The sequence below is a fragment of the Bradyrhizobium sp. B097 genome, from assembly GCF_038957035.1.
Lineage (GTDB): Bacteria > Pseudomonadota > Alphaproteobacteria > Rhizobiales > Xanthobacteraceae > Bradyrhizobium.
The window spans coordinates 7,119,811-7,133,563 of record NZ_CP152412.1 but is presented as its reverse complement, the minus strand read 5'-3'; the positions used below and the strand labels follow the sequence as shown (position 1 = coordinate 7,133,563).

General features: G+C 57.1%; 8 protein-coding genes and 1 pseudogene. 6 read left to right on the top strand and 3 right to left on the bottom strand.

The window, feature by feature from the left end; all coding sequences use genetic code 11:
• Window positions 1–111: 111 nt before the first annotated feature.
• The 4 genes from AAFG07_RS32755 (at window position 112) to AAFG07_RS32740 (ending at window position 3,621) form a co-directional block, all read left to right on the top strand.
• Complete coding sequence (locus AAFG07_RS32755; protein WP_342723838.1) at window positions 112–510, top strand: transposase; 399 nt, start codon at window positions 112–114, stop codon at window positions 508–510.
• Window positions 507–854 (top strand): IS66 family insertion sequence element accessory protein TnpB, encoded by a 348-nt coding sequence (tnpB, locus tag AAFG07_RS32750; protein ID WP_028182053.1) that lies wholly within the window; start codon window positions 507–509, stop codon window positions 852–854. Before AAFG07_RS32755 ends, tnpB begins: the two co-directional genes overlap by 4 nt.
• 45 nt (window positions 855–899) lie before the next feature.
• Complete coding sequence (locus AAFG07_RS32745) at window positions 900–2,513, top strand: IS66 family transposase (protein ID WP_342723837.1); 1,614 nt, start codon at window positions 900–902, stop codon at window positions 2,511–2,513.
• Window positions 2,514–2,586: 73 nt separating this feature from the next.
• Window positions 2,587–3,621, top strand: coding sequence for an IS110 family transposase (locus tag AAFG07_RS32740; protein ID WP_342723836.1), 1,035 nt, complete (start codon window positions 2,587–2,589; stop codon window positions 3,619–3,621).
• Between the two features lie 1,008 nt (window positions 3,622–4,629).
• Here AAFG07_RS32740 and AAFG07_RS32735 read toward each other — a convergent pair.
• Window positions 4,630–4,899, bottom strand: coding sequence for a hypothetical protein (locus AAFG07_RS32735; RefSeq protein ID WP_342723835.1), 270 nt, complete (start codon window positions 4,897–4,899; stop codon window positions 4,630–4,632).
• Window positions 4,900–5,128: 229 nt separating this feature from the next.
• Here AAFG07_RS32735 and AAFG07_RS32730 point away from each other — a divergent pair, with 229 nt between their 5' ends.
• Both AAFG07_RS32730 and AAFG07_RS32725 read left to right on the top strand, forming a co-directional pair.
• Window positions 5,129–5,968 (top strand): class I SAM-dependent methyltransferase, encoded by an 840-nt coding sequence (locus AAFG07_RS32730; protein WP_342723834.1) that lies wholly within the window; start codon window positions 5,129–5,131, stop codon window positions 5,966–5,968.
• 318 nt (window positions 5,969–6,286) lie between these two features.
• Window positions 6,287–6,456, top strand: a pseudogene (locus tag AAFG07_RS32725) (transposase); the annotation flags it as partial.
• Between the two features lie 1,295 nt (window positions 6,457–7,751).
• Here the strand turns inward: AAFG07_RS32725 and AAFG07_RS32720 are convergent.
• Entirely contained in the window at window positions 7,752–8,612 is an 861-nt protein-coding gene (locus AAFG07_RS32720) for a MaoC/PaaZ C-terminal domain-containing protein (protein WP_342723833.1), read from the bottom strand.
• A gap of 2,217 nt (window positions 8,613–10,829) precedes the next feature.
• Complete coding sequence (locus tag AAFG07_RS32715; protein ID WP_342723832.1) at window positions 10,830–12,188, bottom strand: LLM class flavin-dependent oxidoreductase; 1,359 nt, start codon at window positions 12,186–12,188, stop codon at window positions 10,830–10,832.
• Window positions 12,189–13,753: the final 1,565 nt, after the last annotated feature.

The window sequence follows — 13,753 nt, the reverse complement described above, 5'->3', positions numbered from 1 at the left end:
ACCAGAAGTGTCGGCGGAAAACGCGCCTGTATCGTATTCCTCCGCTAAGGGCCGCCTTGTTTGATGGGCGCGAGCGCTGCAGGTCCTAGGGGTAATCCTAGGAGAAGCGCTATGATGATTTCGAGGGCGGAGGTGATCACAACGGTCGAGCGGCGGCGCCGGTGGTCGCAGGATGAGAAGGAACGGCTCGTCGCAGCGTCGCTCGAGCCCGGCGCCAATGTTTCCGAGGTGGCTCGCGTGGCCGGGCTTCATGTGAGCCAGCTGTTCAGGTGGCGTAAGGAGCTTTGCAGGCACGGCGAAGCGAGCATAGCGCCGTTTGTTCCGGTCGAGATTGGGCCGTCTGCGCTACCGCGGGAGGTGGCCGAAGCGCCGTTGACGCCAACGGCGCGTCGACGCAAGAGCCAGGGCATCATCGAGATTGATCTTGGTAGCGGGCACCGCATCCGGGTCGATGGCGACGTTGATGGAGATGCGCTACGTCGCGTTCTCGATGCTTTGGTCCGCCGATGATCCCGGTTCCGACGGGCGCGCGAGTGTGGCTCGCGACAGGCTACACAGACATGCGCCGAGGCTTTCCGTCGTTGGCGCTCCAAGTGCAGGAGGTGCTGCACAAAGACCCGCTCAGCGGTCATTTGTTTGTCTTCCGCGGTCGCCGCAGCGATCTTGTGAAGCTGATCTGGCACGACGGCCAAGGAGCATGCCTTTTTACCAAAAGACTCGAGCGAGGAAGGTTCATCTGGCCATCGGTTGGCGGTGAAACGGTAACGATCTCGCCGGCGCAGTTGAGTTATCTGTTGTCCGGAATCGATTGGCGCACCCCGCAAGAAACCCAGCGTCCGACGCGGGTCGGATAACCGTTTTGGGTTTGAATCTGCTGCTCGATCTGATTCAATGGCTTCATGAGCTCGAAGCCAGACGATCTTCCTGCGGATCTTGCGAGCGCCTACATGGCGCTGCTGGCCGAGCGCAAGGCGTTGCAAGTTGAGCGCGATATCGCAGTCGCGGATGCCGCCAGCGCGCGGGCGGAGCTGTCGGACAACGAAGCGTTGATCGCACATCTCGAACTGCGGATCGAGAAGCTCAAACGCGAACTGTACGGGCCGCGGTCCGAGCGCACGGCGCGGCTGATCGAGCAATTGGAATTGGAGCTCGAAGAACTCATCACCATGGCGAGTGAGGATGAGCTCGCCGCGCGTGCCGCGGCTGCAAAGGTACAGAACGTTCGGGCCTTCCCGCGCAAGCGGCCGGTGCGCAAGCCTTGGCCGGACGACATCGAACGCGAGCGGGTCGTCATTGAGGCGCCAACGAGCTGCGCCTGCTGCGGCGGATCGCGCCTGGCGAAGCTGGGCGAGGATGTGACCGAGACGTTGGAGGAGATCCCGCGCCGGTTCAAGCTGATCGAGACGGTGCGGGAAAAGTTCACCTGCCGCGATTGTGAGAAGATCAGCCAGCCGCCCGCGCCGTTCCATGCCACACCGCGTGGCTTCATCGGTCCGCAACTGCTGGCGACAATCCTGTTCGACAAGTTCGGCATGCATATCCCGCTCAACCGTCAGAGCGTGCGCTTTAAGGCCGAGAGGATCGATCTGCCGCTGTCGACGCTGGCCGACCAGGTCGGCCACGGAACCTTCGCCGTTATGCCGCTGTTCCAGCTGATCGAGCACCATGTGCTCGCGGCCGAGCGCCTACATGGCGACGACACCACCATCCGCATCCTGGCGAAGGGCAAGTGCACGACTGGGCGGATCTGGACGTATGTGCGGGATGACCAGCCGTTCGCCGGGCCTGCGCCGCCGGCGGCGGTCTATTACGCCTCGAGCGACCGACGGGGCGAACATCCCCAGAAGCATCTGGCCGCCTTCGCCGGTATCCTGCAGGCGGATTGCTATAGCGGCTTCGAGCCGTTGTTCGATCCGAAAAGAAAAGCGATGCCGATCACGCCCGCATTTTGCCTGGCCCATGCGCGGCGGGGATTCTTCGAGCTGGCCGACATCGAGAAAACGGCCAGGGAAGGCCGCAAGGGCAAACCGGTCTCCCCGATCGCGCTGGAGGCGGTCAGGCGTCTTGACGCTCTGTTCGAGATCGAGCGCGCCATCAACGGCCGCAATGCCGACGAGCGGCGTGCCGTACGCCAGGAGAGGAGCAAGCCGCTTCTCGATGACTTGCACGACTGGCTGCTCCGCGAGCGAGAAGCCCTGTCGCGCTCCTCCGAGGTCCTGAAGCCCATGAATTACATGCTCAGGCGCTGGGACGACTTCTCCCGCTTCCTCGATGATGGCAGGATCTGCCTCAGCAATAATGCCGCTGAAAGAGCGTTGCGCGGCATCGCGTTGGGCAGGCGCAACTGGACCTTCGCCGGCAGTCTGCGCGGCGCCGACCGCGCTGCCATCATGCTGACGATGATCACGACCTGCCGCCTCAACAACGTCGATCCCAAAGCCTGGCTCGCCGACGTCCTCGCCCGGATCGCCGATCTTCCCACTTCGCGTCTGCGCGAACTGCTGCCCTGTTGAGGTGGACGGCTCCCAACGGCATCGCAATGTGCCAGAGTGAGTTCGTTGAAAGCTCAATCGAGGGAGACCGCCCGTGGAACAGATTATCCGAATTGGTATGGACACGTCAAAAAGTGTTTTCCAATTGCATGGCGTGAACGCAGCCGAGCAACCAGCCTTACGCAAGAAGCTTTCGCGTAGGGAGATGGTGAAATTCTTCGAGAAAGCGCCGCCGACTATCATCGCACTAGAGGCCTGTGGTGGCTCTCATCATTGGGCTAGGCTGTTAAGTTCGTTTGGTCATGAGGTGAAATTGATCGCGCCTCATCTGGCGAAGCCTTATGTAAAACGCGGCAAGAACGACGCGGCGGATGCGGAAGCGTTGTGTGAGGCGATGAGCCGACCCACCATGCGCTTCGTGCCGGTAAAGACCGCGGACCAGCAGGCGGCCTTAATGCTGGTCGGTATGCGAGAGCGGCTGATCCGCAATCGGACACAGCTTGCCAATGCCATACGCGGTTTTGCCATGGAGTTCGGCATTGTCGCGGCCAAGGGCATGTGCCGGATCGAACCGTTATTGGAACGAATAGCGGCTGATCAATCCTTGCCCGAACTGGCCCGTGAGCTTTTTGCCATGCATGGCGTTGAGTATCGCGATTTGCTTGCCGAAACGAAAGCCGTCGAGGACAAACTGACCACGCTGCATCGCTCCGATGAATGCAGCAGGCGCCTGGCTGAAATTCCGGGTGTCGGACCGGTCGGCGCCTCGCTCTTAATGATGAAGACCCCAGATCCTCGAATGTTTGAGTCAGGTCGCGATTTTGCCGCCTGGATAGGGCTTACACCCAAAGACCATTCGACGGCAGGGAAGGTCAGGCTTGGCGTGATCACCCGCGCTGGTGACGAAATGCTCAGAAGTATATTGGTGGTCGGCGCAACCGCTCTTCTTCAACACGTCAGAGCAGGACGGAGCAAACATGCGTCCCGATGGCTCACCGAACTTCTGCAACGAAAAAAGCCCAAGCTGGTTGCCGTCGCGCTTGCCAACAAGATCGCCCGTGTTGCCTGGAAGCTCATGGTGAGCGGCGAAACATATCGGCGAATAGAGGGGCAACCGAAGGCAGCATAGAAAGATTGGCCGTCACGGGGAGCGCGACAGAATGGCTTCCGTGTTGAGCTAATGCAGTGAACTTGCAAGAGAAGAGCAGATGGTGCGATCGATCGATCCAAGACGCGTGACACTCCGTCATTCCCATTGGCCCTCCGAGGCCGTTGCCCTGTTAGGAACATGCGTTGCGGAAACCATCTTGGCCAGTGGTCATGTGCGACCACACACAAAGGCCGCACATATGGAAGCAAGCGATCCGATCAAAAATATCTGCAAAAAAGCTTGCAAGTGGGAGCCGTCCACATATGGGAATGGAAGCTCCTGCGCAAAGCCGACAAACCCACAGATCAGCAGGCCGCCTGACCCTCACGCAACGACCAGCCATCATAGAACTCGCCGCTCTCACGCGCATGTGCCAATCTGGCGGCCTTCGTCGTATGCGTACTTTACAGCATCCAAAAGCTGCCGCTGATAGGAATATTGGCGCAACCTACCATGAAGCGCCGGTCTCGACACCGCGACGGTATCGCGATCGATCAGAGCTATCCCAGCCGTTTGCGACGAAGTCGAGCATTAGGACCGGCGCTGCCTAGGTCGCGCTTCGGAACCGGAAATTGATTGGAGTCTGGACGGCGATCTGTGCTGCCGGTGCGTCGTGGCCCGAAGACGCGCTGCGGTCGCTGAAAAGATGGGGCTGGCCCCGGAGCGGCTTTCAGAAGTAGTATCTTGCAACGCGTCAACTACCAAGGTTGGCAATTGATCTGGCTTGCCGCGACATGTCAAGTATTGGTTGAAGAGCTCAGGCCCCGTCATCCATCCTGTCATCCATAAAGACCGGCTTAGCTCATAGTCACTTGGAAAGAGGTCGGGATAAATCGCAATCTGCTGGTTGTCGTGGCGGTGATCGGTGCACTCGTTTGCGACATCCAGAATCTCGTTGAGCTCTGCCTTCGGCATCTGCCTTCTCAATGAGGTAAGCAATGGACTCTAACGCGATGGTGGAGACTGCGGGTGCAAACCTAGCTTTGCCTAATACGCCAACGAATGTCCCGGCAACTCGGTCCGAGCGGCAAGGCGTTCCGAGTAGGAAATATGGTATGCTGTGCAATGATGAAACAAAACTTGGGCTCTCTCTCCTTCAGCGGGGATTTCAACAACGAGTACGGCATGATCGGCGCGCGCCAGCAGATAGGGAAGTTGAGGTCGAACATTATGCTGCGCATGGTAGCACCTCGCCGAAGGCGCGCCTTTCACTTCGAATTTCTGGCGGATCATCCATAGATGCCAGAACGAGATCATTCGGCGGCTTCTTCAAATCCAAACGATGGGGGGCGCCCAGGCTTTGGGCGCCCGCCAGGGCGAGATAGGTAGACCGAAAAGCTGATCTCGAGGGATGTCGCGGCGATGGTATGAGCTCGAGCAGCCTGCCATGGATCACTTGCGTGGGTGCATCCGCGCGTAAGAGCAGGGGCGTCAAGCAGAAATTTGGATAAAGCGATTTTGGCGCGGCCGCAGCATCAGAACAATCATGAACGCGATGGAGAAAAAGATGAAAGTCGCTAACAGACCTTCCTTCGGAAGCTTTTCCGAAATAGCGGAGTATTATCCGGCCTTTCCACCCTATTCACGACAGCTGCTTGAGACGCTTGTTGACCGGGTAAAGTACCTAACTGGAAGTCCGGTCTTCGGGGATATCGGTGCGGGTACGGGTGCCATCGCCTATGCCTTAGCTGACATGGGACTTTCAGGCTATGCAATCGAACCCGACAGTAAAATGGTTGCTGTGGGGCAGAGGCTTGGCGCAACCTATCCAGCCGTATCTTGGATTATCGCGTCGGGAGAGTGCACGAGCCTACCCGACGATTCGCTAGATTGGGTTTGCTACAGCTTGTCATTCCATCTGACGGACGTGCGCGAAGCGCTTCGCGAAAGCATGCGGATCTTGCGACCTGGCGGATTCTTCACAATTGTGCACGTTCTTGCGGATCTTGAGACTGATCCGTTTCAACTCGAAATCGAAAATCGGGTACGCGACGTGGCTCCGGCTTTACGGCGGGCGCGTACTACACTCATTGGTCAGATGGGAACATACGAGGCGCTCTTGAACCAATATCCCGGCCTGGGACACTGCATTTATCTCGCTACTACCGAAACAGTATCAATGAGCGAGGAGCGGTATGTCAACTATTGGTCTGGTAGACATGACATCCCGAGCCAAGTGTCCCCCGAAGTTTGGAATTCCATACTACAGATGATCGCGGAGACCTTCCGAAAGAGGCAGCCGGAAAGCCTAAGATTTCGCTCTTCGGCTTGGCATGTTCAACGCGTATCGGAGGCAGATAGAATGCGAATTACCAATACATTGTGACTATTGACGGCAGTAGCCTGATAATGTTGCCGATGTAGGACCAGAAACCGAAGGTGTGCGAAAGAATGGGTCTGGCCTGCATGCATTGCGGCCCTCGATGCATAACCATCGCTGCTTGGTGTTCAAATGGTCTGGCAGCTTGTTGAAGTAGCATCACTTCTCTTGGATCGGTTACCTTGGGCCTGTGATCCGGGCGGTCGAATGGTCGGCTCGCTTGGCAGTTGTGTGGACTTAGGCTCAGGTTTACGGGGATCATGCGTTAGGGATGATACGGTAGCGGTGAGCGAACATTCTGGGCACAGTTTCGGCAAATTCTGTACGAACTTCGGTCGCCGGTCTATCCCACCGAAGAAGCTGCTTCGGACGATGCTCCCGCAAGCGTTCTATAGGAGCCGCTCTGAGCGGCATCTGATGGAGTTCGATATTCCGTTCAGCCGGTCCGTAGGGCTTGGAATGCATGATGAGTTTGGTCGCATCCAACGTTCTCGTAAGCGTAGCGGCTCCGCAGCGGCCGGTCGCGAAGATTCCGACACCAACGGCACGAACGATGACGTATCCGCCGAGACCGGTAGCACCAATTGACCAGAACGTGCCATTCGCCGTATCCGCTACGATCGCGTCCGTCCGAAAGCTTTCCACGACCATCTGTGCCTTCAAATCGTCTGGCCACTGCGTTCGACCAACGCCAGCATATACCTCGATACGCGGCGACGACGGTCGTCTTATGTCGTCCGAATGGTCGTCCGTTGCGAGGACTCTTGCTGAGGATGACTCTTCTAGTCTAGCGGCGCTCCCAAAGCTGTGCACAAACAATCTGAAGGACCTTGGTGCTGCGCTTACACTTTCTGAAAGACCGGCCGCTTGAGGCAGGCAGACGCACTTCTGGCGCAGTCAAAGGCCAAGCGTCTGCTGTCGAGCGATCCATCTTTGGTGATGGCACGCTGATTGAAGGCTGGGCTTCGACCAAGAACTTCCGGAAGAAGGATGACAGCGATAACGAGAGCAATCCGCCAGCGTAAATCTCCGCAGGCAGAAGCGATCCGACGAGACACATGCGAACACGACCAGTCCGCAGGCTCGCTATAAAAAAGAATGTGACTATCAGCCGGCCAAGCTCAACTACATGGGCCTGCGCGCTGCTGACAACCGTAATGCGTTAGCGGCTTTGGGGGGGCGAGCCAAGCGACCGGTACTGCCGAACGGCAACCGGCGCTTGCTATGATCGTGCGCTCGAAGCGGATCATTCTGGCCGGCGGACAAGGCCTACGACGCGACGCACTTCGTGCACGACCCCCAAATAGATTAGTCACCCGCATATTGCGAGTGCTGCCGGAATAAGACCAGCAAACGGGCAAGGAGGAGCGCTTAGCACACTTCGGGGACATCAGCCAGCGTTGCCTCAAACGCATCGAAGAGGTCTTCGGCTGAAAGAACTCCTCCGGCTCGGCCAAGTCGAAGCTAGGGGCGGTCACCGTTGACCTCATAGCAGAGCGTGGGTCCAAACTTTCAAGCAGACGCAGTTGAATGTGGTGTAGTTGCTAACGCAAGCTCGCCCGGGACGACAGGAAGCGGCTCGATTGCATGGGCGCTCGTGACACCGATCGAGGGCGACTTACGAATTTCTTCGCGGCTGCCGCAATGCGTCAGAGTCGCGTCTCGTGACTCGGTACAATTTGGCCACTTCGCGAATGCCTAATGATGATCGTTAGGATCCTAGCCTGATGATCCGTCGGCTTGCTATACCCAATTGGTAAAATCGGCACTCCGACGGCGTGTCGAAGGCTCAGCCTAGCACCGTCTGCCCATTCTTGGCGACAGTAACTTGGCGTTCTTGGATATGAGCTTCAAACGAAATCGAATTGCCCTCCTTCCAAAGATTAACTGTGATTGTCTCGCCCGGGAACACAGGGGCTGAAAAGCGCGCGCGATGACGACGGAAGGCCGATGCATCATAGTCGGCGTACGTCTGCAACACGGCCCGGCAGGTGAATCCATAGGTGCACATGCCATGGAGAATGGGCCTTTGAAAACCGGCCAGACGCGCAAACTCCGGATCGCTGTGCAATGGATTTCGGTCACCCAATAGTCGATAGATCAAGGCTTGGTCAGGTCGGGTCGGAATGTCGACTGACCTGTCTGGTGCTCGCCGAGGAACTTGATGGGGCTCGGGCATTCCCTCCGATGGTCCGCCAAAGCCGCCGTCGCCTCTCGCAAAGGTCGAAGAAAGGATTGTAACGATCTTGTGGCCGTTGCCATCTCTGACGTCGACTTCGTTCTGAATGATCGCGCCTTTCTCCTTGCCCTTGTCGTACACGCCGCGCACGCGCGCATCTGCGGTAACGCTGGCGGTCACCGGGATGGGTTTGTAAAAAATTATGTCGCGTTCGCCGTCAAGGACCATGATGCGGCTGAGATCGATAGCGCCTGGTGAGGCCCCCCAGACACAAACAGAAGCAAACGTCGGAACGACTCTCAGCGGCCTGGGTATTGCAGATGCGTCATTAACAAACTGCAGTTCTCTTTCGTTCAGAGGATCGGAGCCCATGCCGATCCCAAGGGCATAAAACATCACCTCACGATCGCTCCACGAATAAGGGGTAGCTTCGGTTTTGAGATTAAGTACAGCAGGATAGTCGATGGGCATTCGGCTCTTCCCCAAGATAGAATAAATGGTTGCTCATTGTGCATCATCCAGGGTTACTCGCGACCAGTTCACCGTGCGCCGTTTAGCCCCGAGAGTGTGTTTCCTTCTGTCTCACCCCTTGATCGCTTCCGCTCCGCGTCTGCTTGCAGTAGCTTTCACTGGACGCATTTCAATAGCAACGTCCGTGCCAGCGCTCGAGCCGCCACAGGCCCGAAGTTCGTCGCCTGCATCAATTCTTCCGGGCAGTCCCTTATGGTATCTAGGCAGTTTGCTGAAAAACCTTAAAATGGCGAGTTTTCGCATTCTCGCCGGTGGTTGTTGGGGCGGCGCAGTGGAGTTGGATGTAACCTAGACCCAAACGACGCATTCCAGAACATGGAGGGTGCTGGTCGGCACACATCATGTTGCAGTCATCGCCTCAACCGAGCCCGTGCATCGTTTACCGCAGCGAGGTAGGCTGGACGTTTTGTGTGCTGTTTTGCAAGAAGACATCGGTTCGTGGCGAGAACTGGCAGCCGTGACATGAGTCATCCGATTCTCTGTCCTATCAGCGACACATCTGTATAATGGCCGACATGTTTGTTCGTCTCCGCTAGGAGCCGATGCTCCCAGCAACTTCATCAGATCGGAAGTTGGACTTGAGAAAGTATCTACATTCATTGCTGGTCCAACGTCAGTCACCTAAGGCCTTATTGGCTTTGTAGCAGAAGGGGGCGACCGAAAACCGCGATCTAATCTGCCGCAATCGAACCAGCTGGAGAGTGTCGATTCGATGTTGCACAACTGAATGAAAGTACGATGTTGTCACGGGGCATGGAAACTGCACCCTCGGCGTCACGACGAATTGCCCCCTGCTTGGATAGCCGCGGAGAGTGTGAATGAACGGGGAACGAATCACGGAAGGCATCGGATGACGTGACGGAGATGTTGCGCCTAGCGGCATGCGGGTGGGGTCCGAAACGGATTGCCCGCTAGCTGGACTGCAGCCATCACACGGTGAAGGACTACGTGGCGACGGGCGGGTGAAGCTGTTCAAATCTCCTGAGCACCCGAAACGACTCCATGGCCTTTAGGGCAGGGCTGCGCGAGGATCCATTCGGCATCGCGGCATCGCGGCAATGCGGATGTGGTGCGCCAGAACCCGTTGGCCGAGAAAGGCGTGGCGGTCAGCCGGCGAACGCTGCAGCGCGCCATGCAATCCTATCGCTAGGCGCTGAAGGCTGAGGCGCTGGCAACGAGCGGTTCGAGACGCCCCCCCGGCCGACAGCTGCAGATCGCTTCGGCGAGCGTCTGGTCGAGATCGGCGGGGTGAAGGTCAAAGCATTCGTGTTCACGGCGACGCTCGGGCCTTCGCGGCGGCTGCATGTCCGTGCGTTCGAGAAGCAAAAGGACTGGTTCGCGCCGGGCTCGAAGCGCGTTCACAAACTTCGGCGGCGTGCCGGAGGAAGTGACTGATGGACTTTCACGCGTACTCTTGCGACCTGATCGGCCAGTTTCGTTTCCGACCGCTGGGGTCACTTCCTGCGTTCGCTCAAAATGGCAGTAACCTTATTGTCCGTTGTGGTGCGGGGCAGCCTCCAACATCGCAGCGGTCACTTTGTAACCAATGGTACCCCAGCTACGGTGCGTTGGTGGATGCCAAGTTCGGCAGTCACAAACCCGCTATGGGAAGCCATGCGTGTCAATCGGACCCGGCGTGATAGCGTAATCGCGGTCGGCGCTCCCGGCTCGAAGGTCTGCTACCTATCGCGTTCCTGCAATCTCACGAATCAGAGGGGCTATGAGCCAGTATGTTGGCTTGCCAGTTCGGCAAAAGGAATCCTCAGTGTGCGCGGCAAACGAAGTCGGTCAGGTCTGCTTGAGGGCAAGACCGAGTCCGAACCGTGTGATGATGGCACTCCTTGCGCTCCTCAGATTCGCAATGTCGAATTCCCACAAGTGCCTTCCTCTATTCCCCCACGGCTCGCCTCCTACAATGAGGACCAGCTCGGGCGACCCGAGCAACCCTCGGACCGCAGTGCAGGCTGAGCAACCTAATTTGACAGAGGCGGACATACGGTTGCTTTCGAAGGTATCATGCGGCGCAGCTGCATAAGGTCAAGACCGGCGAAAGAGCCATGAATCCGGCAGCGGATCAATCTATATATCGGAAAGGCTTGCAATCTCAGAACCTATAGACCGTGCTAAGGCCATGCTTCTGGACGGCAAGGGCGGATTTCAGGGGGCGACGGCACACGCCTGCCGCGCGAACCGGTTGATCGGTCGCTTGAGGCCGAGGTTCTCTCTTAGCGTTTGTCCAGAGTATCTGGACCTGAATTTGCCTCGTCGACGCAATTCAGGAACAACAAGGTCAACAAAATCACCGAGTCCACCCGGAAAGGCTGCCGGCATTACATTGAATCCGTCAGCCGCACGTTGGTCAAACGCATCCACCATGATGTCGGCAACTTCGTCTGGTGTTCCAACAACGAGGAGATGTCCCTTACTATCCGATATGTAGCGGATCAGTTGTCTCCAGGTCAATTTCTGCCGTATGGCCTGATCGAGGAGCAGTTTCTGGCGGCTTTGAATCAAATTGGTCTGGGGTAAGGACTCGGGAACTAACGAGTCGAGATTCATCGAACGAAGCTCGGTAACAAACCCCAGCAAACGATCGGCCACTCCAGTTAGAACGTCAATGTGCACATACGATTGTAGCCTTTCAAGCTTCTCAGAAGCTTCCTGCTTGGTTCTGCCAACGACCGGTACAATGCCGGGCATGACGAGCACCTCATCGTCCTCGCGCCCAAGTGCGCGCGCTTTCTCTTTGAGAGTTGCGTAGCTTCGTCTGCCCTCTTCCAAGGAGGGGGCTGCGGTGAACACGACCTCTGCGAATTCTGCAGCGAAGGTTGTTCCCGTATCGGATGCGCCAGCTTGAACCAATACAGGATATCCCTGCGGCGGCCTCGCGACATTAAGGGGGCCTCTGACCGATAAGTGGTCCCCTCGGTATTTAAGTAAGTGCAGCTTCGCGATGTCCGCAAAAATACCACTGCGCTTGTCGCGAACGAAAGCGTCGTCTTCCCACGAATCCCAAAGACCCGTGACAATTTCTACGAATTCCCTCGCTCGAGCATACCGCGCATCATGATCTGGAAGTGAGCTTTCGCCGAAATTTTCGGCTTCGAACTTAAATCCTGAAGTAACAATATTCCACGCCGCACGTCCGCGCGACAGGTGATCCAGTGACGCGAACATGCGTGCAAGATGATACGGCTGATGGTACGTCGTTGTCGCCGTCGCGACGAGGCCAATACTTTGTGCCACCCCTGAAAGTGCAGACAGCAGCGTAAGTGGTTCGAGTCCATCGTTTCGACTCGACCGAGCTATCGTTACGTCATTTCGTTCAAATATGCTTGGCGTATCGGCGAGAAAAACGAAGTGAAACGCTGCACCTTCAGCAAGTGCCGCCAAGCTAGCATAATAATCTATGTCGACCGAACCATTCGCTGGGACGCCGGGATCGCGCCATGCACCTTCGTGGTTTCCCGCGGGGAGGAGAAGAACTCCTAGCTTCATTTCGTCATTGCGTCCCATACCGTTTCTCCATTCGAGTTGGAATATCCTCGCGCACTGTGCCCGCCTGCTTGGTCGAGTTCATTGGCGTCACCACCAGCGCAAAAGTTGCTAGGCCCGACTAGGCTGCCAGCTTCCCAAACGCTTCGCCAAAGAGCTCAATGTGGAGGCTCTCGCCGGTGCCAGGCAACCATGCGTTAGCGCGAAGAAGCCATGGCCATCTACGGATGTTTCTAAACAGGAACGTTTGAAGGTGATACCGTGCAACTCTGCCGCCTCGCATCCAATAAGAGCGAATGTGCCCGCTTTTCGAAACGGGATTGCCTTCATCGAGCACCGGAAGTTCGGTGGATCGATCACTTCGACGGATTTGGGTCCGTGAAGCGTCGTCCACATCGCGGTGGCCGAGAGGCCTCACAGTTGGCAGGATCGATGCGTAGAGCCGTTCGGGAGCGGCGCACCGGGCAACGGTGTTGCAGAGTTGAGCATATAGCTTCGCGAGAAGGGATAGTGCGCGCTCAGCGCTAACGTAAGCGCACGCGAAACCTGCACGCAACGAGCCCGCGCATCGATCGGGACATATAACAGCTTGTGTTCGGTGTTGCATGTCGAACCTATCGCGTTTCGAGGGCCTAGCCGCATCGATTGTTAGGTGGCATGCTTCCGCTATTCTGATCAATTACTAGTATTGGTAGTTGAGTAAGCGACAGAGAGACCTCGTCTGGTGGAAGGAAGGCAGCCGGCCCTCGAAGCAGAATTCCAAGACCTCCAGACCGCTGACGGCAAATTCTACCGTTACGTCGTAATCGATCGCACTAGCAGGGCCACTTTCGCGCAATTAGTCAAGCAAACATCGGCCGACCAAGGCCAAGCATCTCTGAACTAATGGCCAGATCGAGCGCATTAGCGGCACGATCAAGGAAGCGACGACCAGCGCTCCCATTACGATCGACAAGGTTAGCTCGAAGCTCATCTTGCCGGTTTCATCACCGCCTATATTACTCGAGGGCCTCACACTATACCAACGCTTCTGCGAATGTCGGACTTCTCAGGCGGACCGATTCTAGCTCATCCCGCTCCCGCAAATGCCGGGATTAAACACCTCGCGCCATGCCATACTCGAACGCTCCCGTGCAGCGGTTTTGCACTTTACGACTTTAGCTTGCCGGCTACATAGTCCACTAGGAGAAAAATCTTTGCTTCCGTTATAGGTTAGCTCGGAGTCGCGGCTAAGCCCTAATTATCAGCGACAAGGCACAGAGCGTCGGTCTTGAGCGGTGGTCAAGCACTGCCGGCGACTGGTACAGAAGGGTTTGATGGCAAACTGTCGCCATGGAGTGAGCCCTTCCTCGCCGCTCAAATCACCAGCCTCATCTAATCGGCAGTACAAGCTCACGATGGTGTCGCAGAAGGCGGAGCGGCCGGGCGCGTCCAACACATTTCGCACCCTTTTACGACCAGGAATAACCGAGCAAATAACGACGAGCGTACCCGCTGGTCCAATCGCACCTAGCTGAGTATCCTCGCTGAGGTTCTCGCGCATAAGTCCGCGAGTCAAAAGGAATCAACGAATCGCAGGGGATCAC

Bases quoted from the DNA above. Each gene is read 5' to 3' on its own strand.
- AAFG07_RS32755 (WP_342723838.1), top strand. From the start codon at position 112: ATGATGATTTCGAGGGCGGAGGTGATCACAACGGTCGAGCGGCGGCGC.
- tnpB (WP_028182053.1), top strand. From the start codon at position 507: ATGATCCCGGTTCCGACGGGCGCGCGAGTGTGGCTCGCGACAGGCTAC.
- AAFG07_RS32745 (WP_342723837.1), top strand. From the start codon at position 900: ATGAGCTCGAAGCCAGACGATCTTCCTGCGGATCTTGCGAGCGCCTAC.
- AAFG07_RS32735 (WP_342723835.1), bottom strand. From the start codon at position 4,899: ATGATCTCGTTCTGGCATCTATGGATGATCCGCCAGAAATTCGAAGTG.
- AAFG07_RS32730 (WP_342723834.1), top strand. From the start codon at position 5,129: ATGAACGCGATGGAGAAAAAGATGAAAGTCGCTAACAGACCTTCCTTC.
- AAFG07_RS32720 (WP_342723833.1), bottom strand. From the start codon at position 8,612: ATGCCCATCGACTATCCTGCTGTACTTAATCTCAAAACCGAAGCTACC.
- AAFG07_RS32715 (WP_342723832.1), bottom strand. From the start codon at position 12,188: ATGGGACGCAATGACGAAATGAAGCTAGGAGTTCTTCTCCTCCCCGCG.